This window comes from Neisseria sp. P0008.S010, from assembly GCF_051962715.1.
Taxonomy (GTDB): domain Bacteria; phylum Pseudomonadota; class Gammaproteobacteria; order Burkholderiales; family Neisseriaceae; genus Neisseria; species Neisseria elongata.
On record NZ_JBQCVA010000002.1, the window covers coordinates 96662 to 121344 of the forward strand.

General features: G+C 54.3%; 22 protein-coding genes, 1 tRNA gene and 2 pseudogenes. 8 read left to right on the forward strand and 17 right to left on the reverse strand.

Annotated features, from left to right (window positions below):
* Positions 1-32 precede the first annotated feature (32 nt).
* Positions 33-761, forward strand: a complete 729-nt coding sequence (rnc, locus tag ACTHSL_RS01330; protein WP_440380045.1) for a ribonuclease III — start codon at positions 33-35, stop codon at positions 759-761.
* Between the two features lie 142 nt (positions 762-903).
* Here the strand turns inward: rnc and ACTHSL_RS01335 are convergent, their stop codons facing one another.
* The 3 genes from ACTHSL_RS01335 to ACTHSL_RS01345 all read right to left on the reverse strand — a co-directional run bounded on the left by ACTHSL_RS01335 (position 904) and on the right by ACTHSL_RS01345 (position 2464).
* Positions 904-1446: a 5' nucleotidase, NT5C type gene (locus ACTHSL_RS01335; RefSeq protein WP_440380046.1), complete on the reverse strand. Its 543-nt coding sequence runs from the start codon at positions 1444-1446 to the stop codon at positions 904-906.
* Positions 1447-1533: 87 nt separating this feature from the next.
* Positions 1534-1947 carry a hypothetical protein gene (locus tag ACTHSL_RS01340; RefSeq protein WP_440380047.1) on the reverse strand — a complete coding sequence of 138 codons (414 nt, stop codon included), beginning with the start codon at positions 1945-1947 and terminating at the stop codon, positions 1534-1536.
* A 58-nt stretch (positions 1948-2005) separates the two neighbouring features.
* Positions 2006-2464 carry a pyruvate kinase gene (locus ACTHSL_RS01345; RefSeq protein WP_440380048.1) on the reverse strand — a complete coding sequence of 153 codons (459 nt, stop codon included), beginning with the start codon at positions 2462-2464 and terminating at the stop codon, positions 2006-2008.
* A 209-nt stretch (positions 2465-2673) separates the two neighbouring features.
* Here ACTHSL_RS01345 and ACTHSL_RS01350 point away from each other — a divergent pair, with 209 nt between their 5' ends.
* A complete protein-coding gene (locus tag ACTHSL_RS01350; RefSeq protein WP_214037399.1) occupies positions 2674-3240 on the forward strand; it encodes a peptidylprolyl isomerase in 567 nt (188 codons plus the stop codon).
* A gap of 115 nt (positions 3241-3355) precedes the next feature.
* On the opposite strand, the gene trxA is transcribed toward ACTHSL_RS01350, so the two are convergent.
* Positions 3356-3688, reverse strand: coding sequence for a thioredoxin TrxA (gene trxA / locus ACTHSL_RS01355; protein ID WP_440380049.1), 333 nt, complete (start codon positions 3686-3688; stop codon positions 3356-3358).
* Positions 3689-3814: 126 nt separating this feature from the next.
* Positions 3815-4864, reverse strand: coding sequence for a sensor histidine kinase (locus ACTHSL_RS01360; protein ID WP_440380050.1), 1050 nt, complete (start codon positions 4862-4864; stop codon positions 3815-3817).
* A 40-nt stretch (positions 4865-4904) separates the two neighbouring features.
* On the opposite strand from ACTHSL_RS01360, the gene argH reads away from it, so the two are divergent.
* Together argH and ACTHSL_RS01370 are read left to right on the forward strand one after the other, a co-directional pair.
* Positions 4905-6284, forward strand: a complete 1380-nt coding sequence (argH, locus tag ACTHSL_RS01365) for an argininosuccinate lyase (RefSeq protein WP_440380051.1) — start codon at positions 4905-4907, stop codon at positions 6282-6284.
* A 241-nt stretch (positions 6285-6525) separates the two neighbouring features.
* Positions 6526-6616, forward strand: a tRNA-Ser gene (locus tag ACTHSL_RS01370).
* A 308-nt stretch (positions 6617-6924) separates the two neighbouring features.
* Here ACTHSL_RS01370 and ACTHSL_RS01375 read toward each other — a convergent pair.
* The 6 genes from ACTHSL_RS01375 to ACTHSL_RS01400 all read right to left on the reverse strand — a co-directional run bounded on the left by ACTHSL_RS01375 (position 6925) and on the right by ACTHSL_RS01400 (position 13188).
* Complete coding sequence (locus ACTHSL_RS01375; protein WP_440380052.1) at positions 6925-7653, reverse strand: sugar ABC transporter permease; 729 nt, start codon at positions 7651-7653, stop codon at positions 6925-6927.
* A 238-nt stretch (positions 7654-7891) separates the two neighbouring features.
* On the reverse strand, positions 7892-8962 hold the full coding sequence (gene recA / locus ACTHSL_RS01380; protein WP_440380053.1) for a recombinase RecA: 1071 nt from the start codon (positions 8960-8962) through the stop codon (positions 7892-7894).
* A gap of 96 nt (positions 8963-9058) precedes the next feature.
* Positions 9059-9550: a peptidylprolyl isomerase gene (locus ACTHSL_RS01385; protein WP_440380054.1), complete on the reverse strand. Its 492-nt coding sequence runs from the start codon at positions 9548-9550 to the stop codon at positions 9059-9061.
* A 76-nt stretch (positions 9551-9626) separates the two neighbouring features.
* Positions 9627-10577 carry a thioredoxin-disulfide reductase gene (gene trxB / locus ACTHSL_RS01390; RefSeq protein WP_440380055.1) on the reverse strand — a complete coding sequence of 317 codons (951 nt, stop codon included), beginning with the start codon at positions 10575-10577 and terminating at the stop codon, positions 9627-9629.
* Positions 10578-10658: 81 nt separating this feature from the next.
* Positions 10659-11240, reverse strand: a complete 582-nt coding sequence (locus tag ACTHSL_RS01395; RefSeq protein WP_440380056.1) for a hypothetical protein — start codon at positions 11238-11240, stop codon at positions 10659-10661.
* Positions 11241-11370: 130 nt separating this feature from the next.
* Entirely contained in the window at positions 11371-13188 is a 1818-nt protein-coding gene (locus ACTHSL_RS01400) for a SurA N-terminal domain-containing protein (protein WP_440380057.1), read from the reverse strand.
* Between the two features lie 69 nt (positions 13189-13257).
* Between ACTHSL_RS01400 and ACTHSL_RS01405 the strand changes: the two genes are divergently transcribed.
* Complete coding sequence (locus ACTHSL_RS01405; protein WP_159070374.1) at positions 13258-13422, forward strand: hypothetical protein; 165 nt, start codon at positions 13258-13260, stop codon at positions 13420-13422.
* A pseudogene (locus tag ACTHSL_RS01410) lies at positions 13407-13550 on the forward strand (DUF3616 domain-containing protein); the annotation flags it as partial. The gene ACTHSL_RS01405 and the pseudogene ACTHSL_RS01410, both read left to right, overlap by 16 nt.
* 249 nt (positions 13551-13799) lie before the next feature.
* Here ACTHSL_RS01410 and ACTHSL_RS01415 read toward each other — a convergent pair.
* The 5 genes from ACTHSL_RS01415 to ACTHSL_RS01435 all read right to left on the reverse strand — a co-directional run bounded on the left by ACTHSL_RS01415 (position 13800) and on the right by ACTHSL_RS01435 (position 18972).
* Complete coding sequence (locus tag ACTHSL_RS01415) at positions 13800-15266, reverse strand: efflux transporter outer membrane subunit (RefSeq protein ID WP_440380058.1); 1467 nt, start codon at positions 15264-15266, stop codon at positions 13800-13802.
* A 94-nt stretch (positions 15267-15360) separates the two neighbouring features.
* A complete protein-coding gene (gene ppk2, locus ACTHSL_RS01420) occupies positions 15361-16251 on the reverse strand; it encodes a polyphosphate kinase 2 (protein WP_440380059.1) in 891 nt (296 codons plus the stop codon).
* Positions 16252-16289: 38 nt separating this feature from the next.
* Positions 16290-16970 carry a GNAT family N-acetyltransferase gene (locus ACTHSL_RS01425; RefSeq protein WP_440380060.1) on the reverse strand — a complete coding sequence of 227 codons (681 nt, stop codon included), beginning with the start codon at positions 16968-16970 and terminating at the stop codon, positions 16290-16292.
* An 89-nt stretch (positions 16971-17059) separates the two neighbouring features.
* On the reverse strand, positions 17060-18172 hold the full coding sequence (locus ACTHSL_RS01430) for an ABC transporter permease (protein WP_308023664.1): 1113 nt from the start codon (positions 18170-18172) through the stop codon (positions 17060-17062).
* 107 nt (positions 18173-18279) lie between these two features.
* On the reverse strand, positions 18280-18972 hold the full coding sequence (locus ACTHSL_RS01435; protein ID WP_440380061.1) for an aspartate/glutamate racemase family protein: 693 nt from the start codon (positions 18970-18972) through the stop codon (positions 18280-18282).
* A 159-nt stretch (positions 18973-19131) separates the two neighbouring features.
* On the opposite strand from ACTHSL_RS01435, the pseudogene ACTHSL_RS01440 reads away from it, so the two are divergent.
* Together ACTHSL_RS01440 and ACTHSL_RS01445 are read left to right on the forward strand one after the other, a co-directional pair.
* Positions 19132-19491, forward strand: a pseudogene (locus ACTHSL_RS01440) (IS630 family transposase); the annotation flags it as partial.
* Positions 19492-19700: 209 nt separating this feature from the next.
* Entirely contained in the window at positions 19701-21797 is a 2097-nt protein-coding gene (locus ACTHSL_RS01445) for a TonB-dependent receptor plug domain-containing protein (protein WP_107884073.1), read from the forward strand.
* Between the two features lie 60 nt (positions 21798-21857).
* Here the strand turns inward: ACTHSL_RS01445 and rbbA are convergent, their stop codons facing one another.
* Positions 21858-24683 (reverse strand): ribosome-associated ATPase/putative transporter RbbA, encoded by a 2826-nt coding sequence (rbbA, locus tag ACTHSL_RS01450; RefSeq protein ID WP_440380062.1) that lies wholly within the window; start codon positions 24681-24683, stop codon positions 21858-21860.

The following is a 24683-nucleotide window of genomic DNA, read 5'->3' on the forward strand; positions in this document are numbered from 1 at the left end:
AAAAGCATTCGGGCCTCCCGACGGATACCGAAATGAACCCGAAACTGCATACCGCCGCATTGCAGCACATCCAACAAAAACTGCAATACCGATTCAAACAGCCCGAACTGCTGACCCGCGCCCTCACGCACCGCAGCTACTCCTCCCGCCATAACGAACGCTTCGAATTTGTCGGCGATGCCATCTTGAACTACACCATAGCCAAAATGCTCTACGACACCTTCCCCGACCTGCCCGAAGGCCGCCTGTCCCGCCTGCGCGCCAACCTCGTCAATCAAGACACACTGGCCGAAATCGCAACGGAACTCAAAGTCGGCGATGCCCTGCTATTGGGCAACGGCGAACTCAAAAGCGGCGGTTTCAGACGGCCTTCCATCCTCTCCGACGCCATGGAAGCCATGTTTGCCGCCGTCAGCTTCGACACGGATTTCAACGCTGCCGAACAAGTCGTCCGCCACCTGTTTGCCCGCCGGGTCGGCAACATCAGCTTCGATAACGAAGGCAAAGATGCCAAAACCATGTTGCAGGAAGCACTGCAGGCACGCCGCCTCGCACTGCCCAAATACCGCATCGAACACCAAGAAGGCGAAGGCTACACCGCCCGCTTCACCGTTTCCTGCGACTTGGGCGAACTCGGCTTCATCACCACCGCAGAAGCGCACAGCCGCCGTGCCGCCGAACAGCAAACCGCAAAAACGGCGTTCGAATGGCTGGAACAACACCACCCGCCCGCCAAATCGAAACGCAAGAAAAACAAATAGGCAGAATACAGCGAGAGGCCGTCTGAAACCATTTCAGACGGCCTCTCGGCATATGGATAATCTTTCAATCGAAACAAAATCAATCAAATACCAATCCAACCCCGGCGAATCCGCCATATCGACCATTCGCACAAAAGCGGCATCAACCGACCAGCAAATCCGCCCAAGTGTCCGGCTGTGCCCATACGATGCGGGGCACATCAAGATGACGGTTGTGCGGCGCATCGTAGAGACGGTGCTGCCATAGGGGCGGCAATGTGCCCTCGATATTGGGTTTGTCATCGATAAGGATATCGCCGCGTACCCAGGTTTTGTCTTTGGCGATGATGACGCGCCGTGTCCATTCCGTGCCCAAATGCTGTTCTACCCAAGCAATTTTTTCGCCGGCACAGTAACGGTATTGGTTTACCGGCGCGGTACAGATGCGCACGTCGTGCCCGGCAGCCAAGAGCGCGCGGGCGGCTTCCACCGCGCCTGAGACGGGCGGCAGGCTCTCGAAAAAACCGACTGTGCCGTAAAGTTCCGCCGCGTGTGCTTGCAGGTGTTCGGGCAGGCGGTCGCGGATATAAAAGAGATGTTCTTTGCCTTCTATCGGCGCGTCTTCGCCAAAGCGGTTGCGCCAATGCCGGCGGAAGCCGCTTTCAAAATCGGCAAGTACGTTGTCTTGATCAAGCAGGATAAGCATATTGTGGCTTTCAGGTGTGTGTCGGACAGCGGCAGGCGGGATGAAACGGCCATACCTGGAAATTGGGCATTATAAGTTGGTTGGCCGTTATTTGTCTGACGGATGACTGCGGGGCGGATGCGGGCTTTCCTTTCCAATCTCCATCCGCCCATCCTCTGCCGATTCGGGCAGAAAGGCCGAGATTTTTCTGTATTCGTCGGTAGAACAGTTGATTTTGAACAATATTTTTCCGTTTGAACGGTAGTGCGCGACAAGCTGCTGTCCGGTATGGTTCAATATGATGTCATGATGCGGCATCAGGGCTTTGCCTGCGTATCGGCCGCAAGTAATGATGTAATCCAAGCTCTCCGGCGTCATGTGTATGCTGCCGCATGGCTGATTATTATCTGCCGCAATCCGGATTTGCAGCAAACCGCCGTACTCCGCCGTGTGCCGGATTTCGGCAATTTTAGGTTCCGATGTGGAAAAAAGTGCAATGATGAAGGTTGTCAGCATGCCCATAACAATCCCGCTTTAACGGTAAATCGGTTCCCAATCTTACAGGTGGTTTCAAAACCAGTCAGACTTCGATCGGAATTCCGCGTTTTTTCAATGATTCGTTCACGCGCGCGTGCCAGTTTTGGATAATCTTTGTGGTTTCCGCCTGTTGGTTGGCACAGCGGTTTAACGTACCCATCCGTTGCGGCAGGGTTTCGCCGTTGATTGCCCAATCCAATACGCGGACAGGGCGGCGGTTTTCCATCCATTGCGTGCGCGGGTCGGCATCGCTTTCACGCGGAACGAAATAGGCATCGCCGATTACTTGAACCAAAGCCACCAGTTTGCCTCCGCGCTTGATGGCGACGATGTCGTTTACCGCCATCTCATTGACAAATGTGTTAATCGTATCGCGCCCGCCTTCCCATTCGCCCATGCCGATAAAGCTCCGGTGTTCCAAAATCCAATCGATATGGCAGCCGAAATCCGCCAATCCGGCTGTCGGGTGCATCTGCATGTGCCAGTAATTCTTCACCGCCACGGTTTGTTTCCTTGTTTACGGATAAGGGTTTGCAGTATAGCCGACTTTCAGGCTGCTTTCGGACTTTTGCTGCACGTTGGCTTTTCTGAAACCCGACTTTTTGCCGTTTCCCTATTTTCAGACGGCCTCAAACAGGTTTTAACCGCCGTTTACCCTTCCTCACAAAAAAATCGCGCATGATTGCACCTTTTTCACACGAGAGTCATTTTATGAATAAAACCGCCAAACTGCTGCTGGCCGCCGCTTTTGCCGTTTCCGGCCTGACCGCCCAAGCCGAAACCTTGGCCGAGATAGACACCAACTACGGCACCATCAAACTCAGCCTGGATGAACAGCGCGCACCGAAAACAGTGGCCAACTTTGTCCGCTATGCCGAAAAAGGCTTTTATAACAATACCGTCTTCCACCGCGTAATCGACGGATTCATGATTCAGGGCGGTGGCTTTACTGCCGACCTGGCACAAAAAAGTACCGATAAAGCCATCAGCAACGAAGCGGGAAACGGCCTGAAAAACACGGCAGGCACCATCGCCATGGCGCGCACCGGCAACCCGCATTCCGCCACCAGCCAATTTTTCATCAATTTAGCCGACAACGATTTTTTAAATCATAAAGACCAATCGCCGCAAGGCTACGGCTATGCCGTATTCGGCAAAGTCATCGGCGGTATGGACGTTGTTCGCAATATCGGCAAAGTTTCCACTACTGATCAGGCCATTCATCAAAACGTCCCGGTTAAACCTGTCATCATCCGCCGTGTCAATATTTTGAAATAGGCCGTCTGAAAAACATGGCGGTATTCCTAACCGATTTGCCGCCATCAATACGGCGCACAACGAAAAACGGTATGCTGTTCGGCATACCGTTTTTTTCAAATGAATAAAAATCCGCTTAGGCGATGGAGGCATTAACAAAAGCGGTTAATTGGCCTTTGGCCAGCGCGCCCACTTTGGTTGCCACGTTTTGGCCGTTTTTGAACACCATCAAAGTCGGAATACCGCGAACGCCGAATTTGGCGGGAGCTTGCTCATTTTCGTCAATATTGATTTTAACCACTTTCAGACGGCCTTCAAATTCGGCAGCCACTTCGTCCAAAATCGGTGCAATCATTTTGCACGGTCCGCACCAAGGTGCCCAAAAGTCCAGCAATACGGGAACGTCAGACTGTAAAACATCGCGTTCGAAATCGGCATCACTGGTATGCACAATCAATTCGCTGCTCATGATTTATCCTTTTCTTTTCAGTTGTGAATGATACGGCGCACAGAATATGGGGAAAGACCGCCGATTTCAAGCCCCGGGATTAAACAATAGTTTTCGCGTATGGCAGCCATACGCTTTATCAACGGCTTAATCGCCGCCGAACAGGGTTTGGTATTCCGTTTCTTTGTCCTTGCTGCGGTAAGGCAATCGGATATCGACGCGGTAAATACCCAATTCGTCCAATGCTTCCAATTTCAGCTGGGCATCATTGTCATACATAATGTCCAAACGTTCTTTCAGATTCTTTAAGGCCATAGAATTACTGCGGTGGACTTTCTGAGTATTCTCCATATTTTCATGCGGTGTAAAGGGATTTTCAATGCGGATATACAGCCAATGCCCCTGCAAAGCGGTTTGAACCACAATATTGCCCGGCCTGTGGGTGGTTTCCACGCCGTGGAAAACCGCATTTTCCAGCAACGGCTGCAACAGCAGCTGCGGAGTTTCCGCATCATCCGGCGCATCATGATGCCACTCCACCTGAACCCTGCGGTGCCCCATACGGATTTGCTCGATGGCGATATACTCCTGCGCCCATTCGATTTCCTGCCCCAACGTGCTGTACTGGCTGCCGTCGCGCAACTGGGCGCGGAACAAGTTGGCCAAGTTTTCCAGCAGGGTTTCGGCATCATAAGGCCGCAAACGTATCAGGCTGATGGCGGCATTGAGGCTGTTAAACAGAAAATGCGGCCGGATACGCGCCGTTAAGGCCGTTAATCGTGCTTCCGATACTGCGGGAGACAACGCGCGCAAACGGTTGGCCTCGACATACATCATGAAGAGCAATCCCGTCCCATACAGAACCAAATGCCTGACAAACTCACCCCGCGTGCCCAGGAATATGTAATCGACAATGAAAAACTGGGCCATGCAGGCAATGATTTTAATCAACACGCCATGACTGTACCTGACTAAAAAACGGTCTGTAAAACAGCCGACCAATCCGTTTATCAGAATAACCGGGGCAATCCATTCGAGCTCCTTCAAAACTTTATTGAAATACGAACCGCCGTCGCCGGACACCAAAGGCAGTATCAACGCTGCAATGATACCGAATGCGACTATCCTGATCGTCGTACCCAAATTGCGCATATCGGGAACTGCAAACCAGCTGCCCATTTGACGTATAATACCCATTTCTTTATTATCATTAACCAACGTAAACTGCGGATTATATATGAATAGCAACAAAACATGGTCGGGAAGATTCAACGAGCCGGTATCCGAACTGGTAAAAAAATACACCGGCTCCATCGAATTCGACAAACGTTTGGCACAATGGGACATCCAAGGCTCACTCGCTCATGCCGAAATGTTATGCCAATCCGGCGTGTTGCCCGCATCCGACTTGGATGCCATCCGACAGGGTATGGCCGAGATTTTGGCAGAAATCGAAGCCGGCAAAATCGAATGGTCGCTGGATTTGGAAGACGTCCACATGAACATCGAACGCCGCCTGACCGAAAAAATCGGCGATGCCGGCAAACGCCTGCATACCGGCCGCAGCCGCAACGATCAAGTTGCCACCGACATCCGCCTGTGGCTGCGCGACCAGATTACCGTTATTCAAGACCTGATTCGGAGCCTTCAGACGGCCTTGGTCGATTTGGCGGAACAAAACGCCGAAACCGTCATGCCCGGTTTCACCCATCTGCAAGTCGCCCAGCCCGTCAGTTTCGGACACCACATGCTCGCCTACGTCGAAATGCTCGGACGCGATTTTGAGCGTATGACCGACTGTCGCAAACGCGTCAACCGTATGCCGCTCGGCGCTGCCGCCCTTGCCGGTACAACCTATCCGATTCAGCGCGAAATCACTGCCGAATTGCTGGGCTTTGAACAAATCTGCCAAAACTCGCTTGATGCCGTATCCGACCGCGATTTTGCCGTCGAGTTCACCGCTGCCGCCTCGCTGGTTATGGTTCACCTGAGCCGCTTGTCTGAAGAATTGATTTTGTGGATGAGTCCGCGTTTCGGCTTTATCGACATTGCCGACCGTTTCTGTACGGGTTCGTCCATCATGCCGCAGAAGAAAAATCCCGATGTGCCCGAACTCGTGCGCGGCAAATCCGGCCGTGTCATCGGACACCTTATCGGCCTGATTACCCTGATGAAATCGCAGCCCTTGGCGTACAACAAAGACAATCAGGAGGACAAAGAACCGCTGTTTGACACCGCCGATACGCTCATCGACACCCTGCGGATTTACGCCGACATGATGCGCGGCGTGACCGTCAAACCCGACAATATGCGCGTCGCCGTGATGCAGGGCTTCGCTACCGCCACCGATTTGGCGGATTACTTGGTGAAAAAAGGCATGCCTTTCCGCGACAGCCACGAAGTTGTCGCCCAAGCCGTGCGCCACGCCGATCAAGCGGGCGTCGATTTGAGCGAACTGCCGCTCGAAGTCCTGCAAGGATTCAGCAACCTGATTGCAGAAGACGTGTACGGCGTACTGACACCCGAAGGCAGCCTGAACGCGCGCAACCACTTGGGCGGGACCGCGCCGGAGCAAGTGCGCTTCCAAGTGAAACGCTGGCGGGAATTGTTGGCTTGATTCAAGTAATGGAAGAGGCCGTCTGAAAACTTTTTCAGACGGCCTTTTATATTTCCTGAAGGATTTAGACGGGCAATATTGGGAAAATCCTGATGATTTATGTGAAAAAGCCAGAGGCATCATTTGAGCTGATTTTCAGACGGCCTGATTATTTTCATATTTAGATACTCCCTGTTTAAAGCCGTCTGAAAAAAGTATTGCCTTCAACAATAAATTTCCCTATAATGCGCCTCTTATGTCAGGAAAGGTGGATGAGTGGTTGAAGTCGCACGCCTGGAAAGCGTGTATACGTGAATAGCGTATCGAGGGTTCGAATCCCTTCCTTTCCGCCACAAATTTAAAAAGCAGACTGTTTTATACAGTCTGCTTTTTGTTTATCTCCATTTTAATCAACTGACACAAAGTTCTAACCTTTGACAATATAAAGAATGTAGGCAAGATAAACCGACAATAGGTAGTCAGTAAATCTATACATTAACTTTAAAATTCAGAAAATCCAGCCGTTTGCACACATCCAAAGAAAATCATTTTCTTCATGCAAAATGCTGAACAATCAAAGTAGATTATCCAGCACTGTTTGGTTTATGAGCCACAAGCTTTTTATTGAATCGGCCTGATTTAAATCGAGTTTGCGAGCAAGTTATTCACATAACTCTTTCACACTCTCGGGAATATTGCCACTGCATGCCCATGTAATTTTATTGCCTTCCTGCAACGGCAGCATGGCCAAAGCCTGATCGCTGCCAACCGGAATGGCGGTAATCGTGCCCTGCAGGATGCTGATATTTTGCCAATACTTATGCTGCGTTTCATTCAACATCAATGCTTCTGTAATCTGATTCAACTCCAAACCTTCCGATAGCTTGGAAGCAATTAGGTTTTGCGTAAAAATCAAGGCATCGGCAGCAGAATCAGGATTAGGGCTGCTTTTCTGTTCGATATTGGGGACGGGGGTTCCTGTTACCGGGGAAACGGCTGTCGGCATTTCCAAACCGGACAATTCGTAAACAGGCTTCAATGCCGTATTAAACTGCGGTGCAAAGCGATCGATGCCGACACAGACACCCGCCAACAACAGGCACGCGATGCCCAGCAACAATCCGATTGCGGCCACTCCGCCCCGTCCTTTGAATCCACACACTACCGCTAAGACTGCCAAAGCGATCGGCAATACATACAGCGGCACGCCCAAGTCGGTAACAACGCTGCCTAACTCAAGCGTTTTCAACAGCGGCAAAACGGCAAAGGCAAGAATGGACAACAACAATCCCAATGCACCCGCCGTACTGCCCGGCGCGGCATTTTTTTTGTTTTTTTGCTGATCGAAAGGATTGCGCGACTTGGTTAATGAATTAGAAAATTTAGACATGATTTTAGATAAAGTGAGTAATTGACAATATAATATTTGGCGTAATTCTATCAAGTTATGTTAAAACAGGCAATTGCAGAGGCAATTGCCTGTTTGTTTGAACAGCCGTTTTCGGACTCCGATTCATGCTTTTCAGACGGCCTGTCTGAATTTAAAACAACCGCTTCCATATTGGGGAGTGGTCGTTTTGAATCAGACAGACTGCCGATACCGATTCTATTCAAACCGAACCCAAAGTTTATTCTTCCGGTTCTTCCCCGTCGGTTTCATCACGCACGCCTTCGGTAATTTCGATATTGGTACCGGCGGCAGCCCGGATTTTGCTGTCAATTTCGTTTGCAACATCGGGATTTTCTTTTAGCCAAACGCGTACATTATCTTTGCCTTGTCCGATTTTCGCACCGTTGTAGCTGTACCATGCGCCTGATTTTTCAACAATATCGTATTTCACGCCGAGGTCTATCAATTCGCCTTCCCAGCTCACGCCTTCGCCGTAGAGGATATCGAATTCGGCCTGGCGGAATGGCGGGGCAACTTTGTTTTTAATGACTTTGACTTTGGTTTCGTTGCCGATAACCTCGTCGCCTTTTTTAATTTGGAGGCCACGGCGGATGTCGAGGCGGACGGATGCATAGAACTTCAGGGCGTTACCGCCGGTGGTGGTTTCCGGGCTGCCGAACATGACGCCAATCTTCATGCGGATTTGGTTGATGAACACCACCAAAGTATTGGTTTTTTTGATGTGGCCGGTCAGTTTGCGCAGTGCCTGGCTCATCAGGCGGGCTTGCAGGCCGACGTGGCTGTCGCCCATATCGCCTTCGATTTCCGCTTTCGGTACAAGCGCGGCAACCGAGTCGATAACCACCATGTCTACACCGCCGGAACGCACCAGCATATCGCAGATTTCCAATGCCTGTTCGCCCGTATCCGGCTGGGAAACCATCAATTCTTCCACTTTCACGCCCAGCTTGCGCGCATAAATCGGGTCGAAGGCGTTTTCGGCATCGATAAAGGCGCACACACCGCCGTTTTTCTGGCATTGGGCGATGGTTTCCAGACACAGGGTGGTTTTACCGGAAGATTCCGGCCCGAAAATTTCAACAATGCGGCCGCGCGGCAAACCGCCGACGCCGAGCGCCAAGTCGAGGCCGAGCGAGCCGGTAGAGACGACTTCGAGGTCTTCATCCTGATGGCTGCCGTCCATTTTCATAATGGAACCTTTACCGAACTGTTTTTCGATTTGGGCCAAAGCTGCGGCCAGGGCTTTGCTTTTGTCTTCCGATTTGCTGCTTTTTTTCTCGTCTGCCATGGTGGGTATTCTCGTTGAGGTTTGTCAAATGGGGCGATTATCTCATAAGGGGAGGCCGTCTGAAACCCAAGTTTTCAGACGGCCTATATGTGCGGATTAAACGATTTCCGCTTTCTCGATGATAACAGGTTCGACCGGCACGTCGTCGTGGTAGCCGTGGCGTTTGGTGGCGACGTTTTCAATCGCATCAACCACATCGAAACCGTCCGTTACTTTGCCGAATACGGCATAACCCCAACCGTGCAGGCTGGGCGAGGTGTGGTTGAGGAAGTCGTTGTCTTTGGTGTTGATAAAGAACTGGGCGGATGCGGAATGCGGGGCTTGGGTACGCGCCATGGCGATGGTGTATTTGTCGTTTTTCAAGCCGTTTTGAGCTTCGTTCTGAATGCTGTCGCGGGTGGCTTTTTCGCTCATGTCCGGGGTCATGCCGCCGCCCTGTATCATGAATCCTTTGATGACGCGGTGGAAAATCACGCCGTCGTAAAAGCCGTCTTTAACGTATTGTTCGAAGTTGGCGGCAGTAATCGGGGCTTTGTCGTGATCCAGTTCGAGGGTAATCACGCCTTTGTTGGTGGTCAGTTTAATCATTTTGCAATCCTTTCGGTTGAGGTAAAGGCCGTCTGAAAACTTTTCCGTGTAAAGGTTTTTTCAGACGGCGTGGAAATCAGTGTTGGCCGTCGAGCCAGCGTTCGGCATCGAGAGCGGCTTGGCAGCCGGAGGCCGCGCTGGTGATGGCCTGACGGTAGGTGTGGTCTTTCACGTCGCCCGCTGCCCAAATGCCTTCGATGTTGGTTGCGCCGACGTCGCCGCCGCTGCCGCCTTTGGTTTTCAGGTAGCCTGCGTCGTCCATATCGAGCTGGCCTTTGAAGATGTCGGTGTTGGGTTTGTGGCCGATGGCGATGAATACGCCTTTGACGGCGATGTCTTCGCTGCGGCCGTCGTTGAATTTCAACCGCGCGCCGGTTACGCCGCTGTCGTCACCCAATACTTCTTCCAATACGGCTTCGGTTTTCAGGATGATTTTGCCCTCTTCCACGCGGCGCATCAGTTTGTCCACCATGATTTTTTCGGCACGGAAGCTGTCGCGGCGGTGTATCAGGGTTACGGTATTGGCGATATTGGCCAGGTAGAGTGCTTCTTCCACGGCGGTGTTGCCGCCGCCGACTACGGCTACGTCTTGTTTTTTGTAGAAGAACCCGTCGCAGGTGGCGCAGGCGGAAACGCCTTTGCCCGCAAAGGTTTCTTCGCTCGGCAGGCCGAGGTATTTGGCCGATGCGCCGGTGGCCACAATCAGCGCGTCGCAGGTGTATTCGCCCGCATCACCGATAAGTTTGAACGGGCGTTGCCGCAGTTGGGCGGTGTGGATGTGGTCGAAAACGATTTCCGTGCCGAAGCGTTCGGCGTGGGCGAGGAAGCGCGCCATCAGTTCGGGGCCCTGCACGCCGTCGGCATCGGCAGGCCAGTTGTCCACTTCGGTGGTAGTCATGAGTTGGCCGCCTTGTTCCAAACCGGTGATGATGACGGGATTGAGGTTGGCGCGGGCGGCATAAACGGCGGCGGTGTAACCTGCGGGGCCGGAACCGAGGATGATGAGTTTGTGGTGCTTGCTGCTCATGGTTTATTCCTTGCTGTATCTAGGGATGCGGTGCAATGTTTTTCAGACGGCCTCATCTGTTAAGGGGCCGTCTGAAAACGGTTAGCGGCGGCGGCCGAATCCGCTGCGGCGCGGCATGGTGGGACGGCGCGGCTGCTGATAGTTGGATTGGGTGCGGTCTGTCGGCCGGTAGCCGCCGGTCTGTTGGCCGCGTTGTCCGGCATTTTGCGGGCGCAGGCTGGTCGGCGCGGTGGGGCGTTTGCCTTTGTATTGCTGCTCGTAGCGGCTGCGTACTTGTTGCGCGGCCGGGCTGTTGGCCGGGGCGCGGGCGAATTTGTTGGCCAGCGCGTTGCCGATGAAGGCACCGGCCGCCGCTCCGACCAGGCTTTGCAGGAACCAGCTTCCTGTTGAGGAGTCATACATATATTGCTGGCCGTCTTTGCCGGTTACGATTTCGCCGTTTTTGCCCTGCTGCTGGGCTTCGGGCGACAGGGTTTCATTAACGGCATCGGGTAGGAGCTGGTAAACGGTTTGGTCGGCGGCCGAGGCAGCCTGCGCCTTCAATTGGGCGATTTGCTCCTGTTGCGCTTTAAGCTGTTGTTCGAGTTCGGCCTGTTTGTCATTACCGCAGGCAGCCAAGGCGAATGCAGTGAAAACAAGCAGTGTCAGGCGGGATTTTTTCATCGTTTTCCTTTGTGATGACGGATGTGGACGAAGGCCTAATATTAGGCGGGAGGCGGGAAAATCAAGGCCGTCTGAAAAATCCGGCATAAGGTATTTTCAGACGGCCTTTGAAATGGTTGCGGCATCATGCTTAATGTCTGTCTGAATCCAACTTTTGCGCGCCCTGCTTCAGGGGAATATTGGTTTTCAGATAGGTCAGCAGGCCGGTATACATGCCGATTCCGGTACGCTGCGCCAATTCGTTTTTCAGTTTTTTACTTTCATCCGCATCGGCTTTCTGCACTTTTGACGACAAGACTTCCACCAACAGTGGCGCAGGCTGTCCTTCCAGCAGCACGTAAGCGGGTTTTCCGTCTGTCGGGTGTGCTTTTGCCAGCACGGCAAATGCTTGGGGAGACAGGCGCAATCGTGCGTCGGACGCGCTCAGTGTTTCTTTTTCCGACCATGCCAGTTCGGGCTTGCCGCCTTTTTGCAGTTCCGCCAACAGTTTTTTCGCCTGCTCCATCGCCGCTTTGGCTGATTCGCTGTTTACATAGGCCGTGCGTACCTGTTCTTTTACCTGCTCGAAAGCCGGCGTGCTTTCTTCCCGCGTTTCCGTGGCACGAAGCACCCAAGAAGTATCGCCAACCGTAATCACGTCGGAATTGTGTTTCTTCTTAAACACTTCATCACTGAACAACACCTCCAGCCATTCGGCAGGAATATTTTGCTGCACGGCATTTTGACGGCTCAACCATTCGTTGTGGCTTTGGATGGGCAGCCCTGTTTTCTCGGCTGCAGCCTTCAAGCTGTCGGGGAAGTCAAACGTGGTTTGCGATAGGGTTTGCCGCATCTGCGCCAAGGCCTGCTGCGCTTTTTTCTGCTTCAATTCCGCTTCCAGCGAGGCTTTGGCTTCGTCAAAACTCTGCTGACCCTGCGTATTGGTGATGCGGACGATATGGAAACCCGCCGTGCTTTCCACCAGGGTGATGTCGCCTTTGTTCAGCTTGGCGATTGCAGCTTTAAACTCTTCCGGTAGGGCGGAAGATTTATCCACCACGCCCAATGCGCCGCCCGATTGGGCCGTGGCGGTATCTTGCGAATATTTTTGCGCCAGGGCGGAAAAATTGTCAGGCGAAGCTTTTACTTCTGCCAGCACTTTTTCCGCTTCCGCTTTGATTTTGGCTTTGTCGCCGCCCTGAGTCAGGGCAAACATGATGTGCGACACTTCCTGCTTCGGCTGCGCGGACGACTGCTGTTCGGCGAAGGCTTTTTTCACTTCTTCTTCGCTGACGGTCTGCCTGTCGGCCAAAGTTTTGGCCGACAATTCGATATATTCAAATTTCACCGCTTTCGGGATGAGGTATTTGCTTTTGTCTTTATCGTAATAGGCCTTCAGCGCGGCATCGTCCACTTTGATTCCGGCGGCAAAATTGCGCGGGTCGACCACGGCGGTGCGGATTTCGCGCTCGGCCTGCATCAGTTTGGCGATACGTTCAAGCTGCTGGCTGCTGACGATATTGCCGTTGGCGGCAAGGTTGGCCACATTCTGCAATTCAAACTGATGGCGCAGTTTTTCAATCAGCTGGTCTTCGGTCATGCCGCTTTGCGCCAGAAAATTTCGGAACTTCTGCTCGTTGAAACGGCCGTTTTCGTCTTGAAAGCCTTTGTCGTCCATAATGACCTGCTTCAACTGCTCCAGCGAAACATTGATGCCCATTGCGCGCGCGCCTTCGTAAAGGTAGGCACGGTCGGTCAGCACGGTCAGCGCGTCCTGATTGGACTCCAATCCCTCTTCGCGCACGGCGGCCTGCACATTTTGCGTGCTGATTTTTTCGTCTCCCACTTTGACGATGTAGTCCGAACCGGGAGCGGCGACGGTAGATGCGCCGAAACCGATAAAAGTCAGTGCAATCAAACCCAGCATTATCTTGGCCGGGCCGTTGTATTTCTCTACGGCTGAAAACATAGCTTCCAAGTAAAATCAAAGAATAAAAAGGCCGTCATTGTAACTGATTTTACCCACGGCAGAAATAGCGTGAGGCCGTCTGAAAACGGTATCGGCGGTGTTTTCGGCAACAAACCCGAACATAAGCCCGACGGTGCGGATTCCCATGCAGCCGAACCTGCTCCCAAAATGCAGCCCTCCCAAAAAAGCAAACGCAAAAAACGCAATACCAAACACCGCACATCAAAACCGTAGAAACTATTGATTCCATTACCGTAAACGGCAAGCCGCGTCTGATTGTGATGGGCGACGAGGGCAACGCCTCGAAAAAACTGACCGCCAAATTCCTGATGGTCGATTACAGCACGCTGAGCAAGGATTAAGCCAAGCAGGCGATGCAGATAAAGGCCGTCTGAAAACCATAATATCGGTTTTCAGACGGCCTTTCGTTCTGCGGACGGATGATGGCGGCAATGATGCCATCGGCCATAGATGAAAGACGGGACAAACCAGCCAGCCAGCCGTGCATTTTCAGGCAGGAGGCCGTCTGAAAGACATCATCCGCAAAAATTGACGAATCGTTTCGGATTCATTTGCCCGGCTGCGGCGTTACCATCTTCTGACACCATCCGCTAATCCGCCTGAGCCGTTTCTTCCCAGCCGCCGCCCAATGCCTTGTACAGGCCTACCGCCGCCTGCGCCCTAGCCAGTTGGGAACGTATCAGGCGTTCGCGGGCTTCTTGTTCGTCCAGCCTGGCACGCAGGGCCTCGTCCAGCGTCAGGCTGCCGTAACGGAATAATTTTTGCGCCCCGTCGGCACGGCTTTGCGCCTGTTGCAGGGATTGTTGCAGCAGTTTGCTTTGCCGCGTCAGGGCGGTTTGGCTTTGGTAGGCGGAATCGACTTCGCCCAAAGCGGTCAGCAGGGTGCGGTCGTAATTCAGCAGGGCGGTTTTTAGGCGGGCATCGGCGGCATCGATGTTGGCCTTGATGCGGCCGTTGGTAAACAGCGGGATGCTGATGCCGATTTTGAGCAGGCTGTTCCAACCGTGCAGACCGTGGTCGCCTTCGAGTTCGATGCGGCCGCCCTGCCCCAGAAACTGTATGGTGAAACGCGGCAGCAGGTCGGCTTTCGCGCCGGCGAGTTTGGCGGCATAGGCGCGGACTTCGGCGGCGCGGGCCCGAAGGTCGGGACGGCGTTCGATCAATCCCTGCGGTGTCTGCCCGCTTGGCGCTGCAGGCTGGGCGGACAGGATGTCGGCGGGGCTGTCGGGCAGCCGGAAGTGTTGCGGCACTTGGCCGGTCAATACGGCGATGTTGCGGACGTATGCGCCATATTCGGCATCAAGTGTGCTTTGTGCGGCTTGGGCCGCGGCCAACGCGCTTTGCGCCTGTTTGACAGCATGGGCATCAACGTGTCCGGCGCGGAAGCGTCCTTCAGCATATTGCAGCATTTTCTGCAGGACGGCGATGTTGGCGGCGGCAGTCTGCTGCCGCGCCTGCACGGCGCGGGCGTTCAGGTAATTGGCGGCAATTTCGCCGCTCAGCAGGAGTTGCGCGCCGTACAAGGCTTCCTGCTGCCCCAGTGCGGCATAGTTTGCGGCATCGGCGTCGCTGCGTTTACGCCCGAAAATATCGAGTTCCCAAGATGCCTGTATGCCTGTGGCAAGCAGGTTTTGGCTGCCGCTCAAAGTGTCGCGGCCGAGTTTTTCGGTTTGGGGGTTTTGCGCCAGCCGGCCGCGTATGCCGTCATCCAATGGGTTGTTTATTTCGCTGTGCGTGGCGCGGGTTTCGGCACTGATGCCGCTGTTGATGCCCGTGTCGGCAGCGGCCAGCCTTGCCTGTGCGCGGGCTTCGTCCAGACGGCTGCGGGCGATGCGGATGTCGTGGCTTTGCGCCAAGCCTTGTTCTATCAGGCGGTTTAATACGGGGTCGTGCCAATTCCGCCACCAGCGGGCGGTTTCGGCACTGCCTTGGGCGGCCCGGTTTTGGCCGTAGGATTCGGGCAGGTTTATTTCGCTTTTCAGGGGGATTTGCGTGCTTTGACAGGCAGTCAGGATGCAGACGGCCAAAGCCAAGGCTGTTTTTTGCGGTCGGAACATGGGTTTTCCTTTGTTTGTTGCTTTTGACGGCGGCGAAAGCAAATCGGGGCAAGGTGTTTTACCGTTTTCAGACGGCCTTTAGATTTATTCATCCCTACTCTTCCGAGACTGCATTGTCGGCTTTTGTCTGCCGTTTTTGTTTTTTGCGTTGTTCTTTATATTCTCTGTCGGCTTGCGCCTGTTTGCCGTACCAGTCCTCCACCATGCGGCGGCTGCGATCGGTTTCGCGGTAGCCGTCTGCCTTTTGACGCGGCGGAAATTCGACTTCGGGCATGGGCAGGTGTTCGTAGGGAATTTGGCTCAACAAATGGCGGATGATGTTCAGGCGGGCGGTGCGTTTGTCATTGCTGTCGGCCACGAACCACGGTGCCCATGATGTGTCGGTGGCGGCCATCATTTCGTCGCGGGCGCGGGAATAATCGTACCAGCGGCGGTAGGACTCGGTGTCCATGGGCGAGAGTTTCCAGACTTTGCGCGGGTCGGCGATGCGGTTTTTCAGACGGCGTTCCTGTTCTCCCATATCGATTTCCAGCCAATATTTGAGCAGGATGATGCCGCTGTCGGTGAGCGCCTTTTCAAAAAACGGCATGATGGTCAGGAATTTGAAGCAGTCTTCTTCGGTGCAGAAGCCCATCACGCGCTCCACGCCGGCCCTGTTGTACCAGCTGCGGTCGAAGATGACGACTTCGCCGGCGGCGGGCAGGTGCGGGATGTAGCGTTGCAGGTAAATCTGGCTTTTTTCGCGCTCGGTGGGCGTGGGCAGGGCGACGGTGCGGAAGACGCGCGGGCTGACGCGTTCGGTAATCGCCTTGATTGTGCCGCCCTTTCCCGCGCCGTCCCGCCCTTCGAAGATAATGCAGACTTTCAGGCCTTCGCGTTGTACCCAGCGTTGCAGGGCGACCAGTTCGCCATGCAGATACTTCAATTCTCGCAGGTATTTTTTCAGGCTGATTTTGGCGGGTTTGCCTTCGGTTTTCTGGTTCATTTTTCGGTCTCCTTTGATTATGCCGGCCACCCTATCCGCTATAACGGTTTTTTCTGCCTGCCTTGTGCATCGAAATTATCATCGGACAGCCAGTCAAGGAAACACCGTTTGCGTTCCGGCCATTCGCTGTCGATTACCGAATACCAATTGGTATCGCGGCTGCGGCCGCGGTTGATGCGGTCTTGGCGGAAAGTGCCTTCGTAAGTGAAACCCAGCCGTTCGGCAGCACGGCAGGAAGGTGCGTTCAGCGCGTCACACTTCCATTCATAGCGGCGGTAATGCAGGGTTTCGAATACATACTGCATCAGCAGGAATTGCGCTTCGGTAGCCGCGCGGGTGCGTTTCAGTTTCTCCCCGTACACCACCCAGCCGACTTCAATCGTGCGGTTGGCGGTGTCGGTACGCATCAGGGCAACCGTGCCGACAGCCCGTCCGCTTTCCTGTTCGACGATGGCAAACCAATACGGGTCGGCAGATTGCTCCAGCTTGGCCAAATAAGCCGCCAAGCCGTCTGCATCCGTTATCGGGCCTATGGAAAGATAAGTCCAATTTTCCGGCGGTGAAGCATATACTTCCCGCAAACTGCTGCCGTGTTTTTCTGCCGACAGCTTTTCCAAACGGCAGAAACGTCCCTGCAATAATTGCACCTGCGGCAGGCTGCCCGCACTCAATTTTTCCACGATTTCACCGACCGGCTGGCCGTATTCGTTTTCAATCATCTTTTCAATCTTTCAAGAATAGATTGTGAAGAAGTTCGCTTTGTAATTTTAGCGAAACTCACTTCGCTGCTCATTTTCAGACGGCCTATCTAACCCTGCCTCTCCAACATCCCTTGAAACCGAAGCAATGCCAGCCATAAGAATCCTACGCCGATACAGCCCATAATCAGCATATGTCCCCACACGATTTCAATCCCCGCGCCGCGGAACAGGATGTCTTGCGAGAATTTGACGAACTGCGTCAGCGGCCAATATTCGCTGATCAGTTGCGCCGCGTGCGGCATATTGCTGCGCGGGGATGCGCCGCCGGCAAACAGGTTCATCACGATATACACCGGCAACATCAGCATACCGAACTGCCCCATCGTCGATGCGAACGTGGCAATCATGATGCCCAGCGACGCCACCGAAAACAGGAACAACGCCAGCCCTACCGCATAAAGCGGCACCGAGCCGATAAGCGGCACGCCTATGCTCAAATGCACGATAAACCACAGCGACGACAACGCCGCCACCCAAATCACGGCGGCATTTGCCAGCACTTTGCCCATCATCAGTTCGAACGCATTGACCGGCATCACCAGCAAATGCTCGATTGTGCCGCGTTCGCGTTCGCGGATAACCGCCGCCCCCGTCAATAAAATCAGCAACATACACGACATCGAACCGATTTGCGAAGTCGGCATAAACCACGCGCTTTCGCCGTTGGGATTGTAATAAGTGTTAATGACGGGGCTGATTAACTCCGGCCGTGTCACGCCGGTGAATTCGTAAATTTCGCGGTTGATAATTTGCGAAAGATAAGACGCGCCCACCCCCGCCTGCGTCATCGACGTCGCATCAACCAAAAGCTGCAAATCAGGATTGCGCCCCGCCGCCATGTCGCGCTGGAAATTGGGCGGCACTTCCAAAATAAAGGTGAACTCGCCCTTATCCATCAATTCGTCCGAATCTTCGCGCCGCACGTCCTCTACCGGTTTGAAAAACGGATGTTGCACGGCATCGCGGATACGCATGGACAAAACCGAACGGTCTTGGTCGATGATGCCGACGGTGGCATTTTTCAAATCCGCCCCGACCTGCGCCATCTGATAAATCGTAGCGGTAAAGATATACGCAATCAGCACCATCAGCACCGGATCAGTCAGCACGCTGCGGAACTCTTTGAGCATCAGGGTCAGAATGTTTTTCAGGGTACGCATGGGGATTCCTGTTGATAGCTTGCTTTCTCAAAGGCCGTCTGAAAAACCGTCCGGCTGTTTTTTCGGCTTTACAGCCTGTTCCTTTAAACAAAACGGCGTTTGCCGTGTTATTCCGCCAGCGCCGCATCTACCGCCGAGAGCGCATGGATGGCGGTGCTGTCGAACACGGGCAGCGGGCTGTCGGTTTCGTTCACAAGCAGGCAGATTTCGGTGCAGCCGAGTATTACGCCCTGCGCGCCTTCGTTTTTCAGACGGCCTATCACGTCGTAAAAGTAGCGGGCGGATTCGGGGCGGATGCGGTTCAGGCACAGTTCGTCAAAAATAATGCGGTGGATTTCGTCTTGTTCGGCGGCGGTAGGAGCTATGGTTTGCACACCCTGCGAACCCATGCGCTCCGTATAAAAACCGTCGCTCATGGTAAAGCGCGTGCCGAGCAGGCCGACGGCGGACAAGCCTTGCCACTTGATGGCGGCGGCGGTGGCATCGACGACGTGCAGCAAGGGGATGCCGGCCGCCTGTTCGATGGCGGGGGCGACTTTGTGCATGGTGTTGGTGGCGAGCAGCAAAAAATCCGCGCCGGCCGCTTCCAGCTTCCGCGCACTTTGCGCCAACACGTTTCCCGCCGCCATCCAATCGCCGCTTTTCTGCAAACGGACGATTTCTTCAAAATCCACGCTGTCAAGTAGGATTTTGGCACTGCGGTTGCCGCCCAAGCGGCGGTTGGTTTCGCGGTTGATGATTTGGTAGTAGAGCACGGTACTTTCGGGGCTCATACCGCCGATGATGCCTATGGTTTTCATGTTTTCTCCTGAAATTTAATAAATATAGTGGATTAAAATAAAAATGAGACAAGGCGGCAACGCCCGCCGTGTACGGGTAGTACATAAAGGCGTTGGCAACGCCGTATCATTGCAATTTTATAGTCAATTAAAAACAAAATGGTACAATACTCAACTTTGAAGGTCTACCAACGCTTATCTCTGGTGTCCGCACAAGTCGGCAACCGGCTGATTGCTCCGATGGTTTATCAAAATACGATGACCGGGGTCTTTTTTGAAGCGTGGTTTCAGAAATGCCTACTGCCCGCATTGACTCAAAAATCGGTGATTATTTTAGATAATGCACGATTTCACCGTATGGGTGTCTTACGGGAAATGGCGGAAAAATTAGGACATAAGGTATTGCCTCTTGCACCTTATTCACCTGAGCTCAACCCGATTGAGAAGGTGTGGGCGAATATTAAACGGTATCTGCGAACCGTTTTGTCTGATTACGCCCGATTTGACGATGCACTACTGTCCTATTTTGATTTTAATTAACTATACACAGGTTTCCCCTACCCTTCCGAAAATCCGCCTGCCATCAGGTTTGGCTAAAACACATCAGCAAATCCCAATCTCTGAAATTATGACTATATGATTAACATTATCTTAACAAATAATATTACTTGCAAATTATTATTAATTAATATTAGAATACGTGCTCTCAAATCAATGTAACCCATCAAAACCCGTCTAGAGGAAGAATTATGAAATCTCCCCAGTCCCCCGCTTTCCGTTTCAGCATCATGGTGCTGGCACTGTCTTCAGGCTTTGCCCACGCTGAAAATATCAAGCCCGAAGCGACAGCCGAATTGAAAGAAGTCGTCGTTACCGGTACTGCCGTACCGACCCGCGTTACCCGCAACCAGCTTGACCGCGAAACCTCGACCGATTTGAAACAAGTCATGAAAGACCAAATCGGCATGGATGTCGGCGGCGGCAACGGCGTGGCGCAGTTTTACAGCATCCGCGGCGTCGGCGAAGACAAGATTAATTTGGAAGTGGACGGCACCAGCCAATCCACCAAAATCTTCCACCACCAAAGCCGCTTCCAGCTTGACCCCGCTTTGGTGAAAAGCATCAACGTCGAAAAAGGCACAGGCGCGGCGAGCGCGGGTTTGGGCGCGGTCGGCGGTACCATCCGCGTAACGACGGTTGACGCGAAAGACCTGCTGACCGACGGCAAACCTTTCGGCTTCAAACTCGGCGCGGGCTTGAGCAGCAATAAAGGTTCAACCGGCAACGCGGCGGTTTACGGCTATCAAAACGGCTTCGATGCCCTGTTTGCAGGCAACTTCCTCAACAACCGCGACTACAAAGACGGCAACGGCAATGTCAACCGCGGCAGTCGTCTGAAACAACACAGCTACCTCGCCAAACTCGGCTACGACTTCAACGACGACCACGGCATCCGCCTGACCTACCGTCAGGAATACCAAAAAGGCAACCGCACCGACAAAGCCGAGTTCCAAAACGTTGACAGCTACATCGGCGTGGACGGCACTTATCAAAAAGAGCAGACCTACAATCTGGAATACCGCGGCCGCAACGTCGGCTTCCTCGACAAAATCGACGCCAATGTCTTCCAAATCAACACCGACGACACCAAACCGCCTAAAGGCGCGCCTTCCCCGAAAGCCCAAGCTTCCGGCACGGCGCAAGGCGGCGTTCCCATCGGTCAGCTTGAGTTGAGCAAAATCAAAGCGACCGGCGCCAACCTGAACCTCGCCAGCTCCTTTGGCGACAGACACATGGTGAAATACGGCGTCAACTACCGCCACGAAACCTCCGAGCCGTCCGACAAAGGCGCATGGCTGAAGATTCTCGGCCTGTATGACCGCGACAAAGAGAAGAAAGCCGAATACGGCGTGTACGCGGAAGGCATCTGGAACCTGAACCCCGTTACCCTGACCACCGGCCTGCGTTACGACCATTTCAAATACAACGCCGCCAGCAAACAAAGCGCGTCGCACGGTCAGCTCAACCCCAGCATCGGCGCGATTTGGGACATCAACGACAACTTCTCCCTCTTGGCAAACCTCAATCAGGCAAGCCGCGCGCCCCGCCTGAACGAAGCCCTGCTGGCTAACGAACGCGCAGGCGCCGCCGCCGATTTGGACAGCAACCTCAAAGCCGAAACCGCCCGCCGTGCCGAATTGGGCTTCAAATGGCGCAACGACAATTTCAACGTCAGCGGCAGCGTGTTCCACCAACGCATCAAAAACCTCATCGTCTATCGTTGGGCAAAAATCAACAACAACACCGCCTCCATCACCGAACGCGGCAAGATTTACAACGGCGGCACGCTCAAAACCTACGGCTACGAACTTGACGCATCCTACCGCTGGGGCGGTCTGACCGCGCGCGCCGGCGTGTCCTACGTCAAACCTCGTCTGAACGGCGACATGTACTACGGCGAAAGCCCGATTCAAGCCGAAGACCACGAAAGCTCGTTCACCTTCTGGAACACCGGCCGCCAATGGCTGACCGGCCTGTCTTATCAGTTTGAAAATCCCAAACTCGAAATCGGCTGGCGCGGCCGCTACGCCCAAAGCGTGAAATACACCGACGTCGCCCGCGGACAAGGCACGATACACGGCAAGAAAGCCGGTTACGGCGTACACGACATCTACGCCAACTGGCAGCCGCTGAAAAAAGACAACCTGAACGTCAACTTCTCCGTCAACAACATCGGCAACAAGCAATACCGTTCGCACAGCCAACGCTTCCCCGACGGCAACGGACGCGTGCCCTTCTACGAGCGCGGCCGCGAGTTTGCCTTGGGCGTGAATTACCGCTTCTGACAAAAGTATTGATAATAAGGTCGTCTGAAACCTGATTTTTGGGTTTCAGACGACCTTTTTCTACTTCTCCTGCTTCTTCAACAACAAACACGCCAGAATCAGGCTGGTGGCGGCAAAGGCGGCGATGGCGGCGTATTCATGCAGCAGGTCGGCGGTGTGCAGCCCTTTGGTGAAGCTGCCGACGCTGACGGTGTAGTACCACGACGACGGGAAGGTTTTGCCGATAATCAGCGCGCCGCCTTCCATGGTGGACAGCGGGTAGAGAAAGCCGGAATAGGTTTGCGCGGGGATCATGGTGATGATGGCGGTGGCGAAGATGGCGGCAAGCTGGGAGCGCACGAAGCAGGAAATCAGCAGCCCCAGCGCGGTGCTGGCGGACACCATCAAGAGCGTGCCGACGGCGAGTCCGGCAAACGAGCCTTTGAGCGGCACGCCGAACAGGTAAATAATCATCAGCATCATGGCGGCGAAATTGACCATGCCGACGGCGATATAGGGAAGCTGTTTGCCGATCAGATATTGCGCCACGGCGGCGGGCGATGCGTAGAAATTGGCGATGGAACCGATTTCGCGTTCGCGCACCACGCCGACTGCCGACATCATGGCGGGGATCATCATCAACACCAGCATCATCACGCCCGGGGCGATGGCGTTGATGCTGTCGAAATCCTGATTGTACATAAAGCGCGGTTCGATGCCGGCGGGGGCTTTGAGCGAAACGGGCAACCCGCTTTCGGCGATGCGGTCTTTGGTGTAGGCGGTGATCAGGCTGCCGATGTAGCCGCGGATGTTGGTGGCGTTAAACGGCATGGAGCCGTCCACATAAAAACCGACTTCGGGTTTGAGCCCGCGCGCCAAATCGCGCCCGAAACCGCTCGGAATATCGATGACCAATATGGCGCCGGAGCTTTTGAGCACAGTGTCGATTTCAGCTTCGGACTGTATCGGCGGCTGTTGGAGGAAGTAGCGCGAACCGTCGAAATATTCGACCAGCTCGCGGCTGGCGGCGGTTTGGTCGCGGTCGTAAACGGCGAATTTCAGATTCCGCACGTCAAACGAAATCCCCCACGATACCGACGCCATGATAATCAGCGGGCCGAACACGGCGAAAAACAGGCGGATTTTGTCGCGCAGGAGTTCTTTAGCTTCGCGGCGGGCGAAAGTCCAAATCATGGAAAAACGGTATTTGAAGGTTTGGGTGTCGGGGGTTTCAGACGATGTTGCGTTTTTTTCTTGAAGGCCGTCTGAAAATTCGGAATGCCCGTCATCGGATTCCGCGTTTTGGCGAAACCCGCTTTGCTCGTTTTGGCGAAACTCACTACGTTCGTTTTCAGACGGCCTTTCACCGCTTTCCTCACCTTCCCCGCCTTCCGCTTCAATCAGATACTGCACAAACGCTTCTTCCAAATCCGGCGCATTCTGCCTTGCCGCCAGTTCGGCGGGCGTACCCACCGCCAGCACACGGCCTTTGTGCATAAAGGAAATGCGGTCGCAGCGGGCGGCTTCGTTCATAAAGTGGGTGGAAACGAAAATGGTGATTTTGTCTTCGCGGGAGAGTTTCAGAAGATGCCGCCAGAACATATCGCGCGCGGCGGGATCGACCCCCGAAGTCGGTTCGTCCAAAATCAATACTTCGGGGTGGTGCAGGCAGGCGGCGGCAAGTTGCAGGCGTTGGCGGATGCCCAGCGGCAGCGATGCGGGCGCGGTGTCGGCAACGTCCGCCAAATCAAACTGTTGCAGGGCTTCTTCCACCGCCGCCGCGCCTTCAGCACCCATCTGGTAGAGTCTGGCGTGCAAATCCAAATTGCGGCGCACGCTCAGTTCTTCATACAGCGAAAACGCCTGCGACATATAGCCGACACGCATTTTCGTATCCAAGCCGCCCGCGTCTATCGGCTTGCCCAACAGCGTGGCGGCGCCTTCTGTCGCTTCCAACAGGCCGGTCAGCATTTTCATGGTGGTGGACTTGCCACAGCCGTTGCTGCCGAGAAAGCCGAAAATCTCGCCTTTTTGAATGGTGAAACTGACATGGTCCACGGCGGTAAAATCGCCGAAACGCTTGGTCAGCCCGTGCGCTTCCATCGCGGGCGGCGCATCGGGGTCGGGGACGAACGGCGTAATGTCCAAACCGCCCGACCCCTGCTGTTTCTCCGGCGGCAGCATTTTGACGTAGGCCTCTTCCAACACGTCGGTGCCGTAATCCGCCAATACGTCGGCGGTGGGTTTGTTTTCCAGCAGCCTGCCCGCGTCCATCGCCAGCAGCCGCTCGAAACGCTGCGCTTCTTCAATATAGGCGGTTGCCACAATCACGGTCATGCCCGCGTGTTCCCGCCGCAAATCGTCCACCAACGCCCAAAACTGGCGGCGCGACAAAGGGTCCACGCCCGTGGTCGGTTCGTCCAGAATCAGCAAATCCGGGCTGTGCACCAGCGCGCAGCACAAACTCAGCTTCTGCTTCATCCCGCCCGAGAGTTTGCCCGCCGCTCGGTCTGCAAACGGCGCAAGGCGGGTCGCCTCCATCAGCCGCGCAATCTGCCGCGTACGCTCCTGCCTGTCCAAACCAAACAGCCGCGCGTGGAAATCGATATTCTCATACACCGACAAGGTAGGATACAGGTTGCGCCCCAAACCCTGCGGCATAAAGGCGATGCGGTGCGACAAATCCCGCCGCACATCCTTGTCCGCCATATCGCCGCCCAACACTTCCACCCGCCCGTCCTGAATCACCTTCACTCCCGCCATCAGCGAGAGCAGCGTCGATTTGCCCACGCCGTCCGGCCCGATCAAACCGACCGTCGCGCCTTTCGGGATGTCCAGCGACACATCGTCAAGCGCAAGGGTCTTGCCGTAGCGGTGGGAAAGGTTTTGGATGGAAACGGTGTTCAT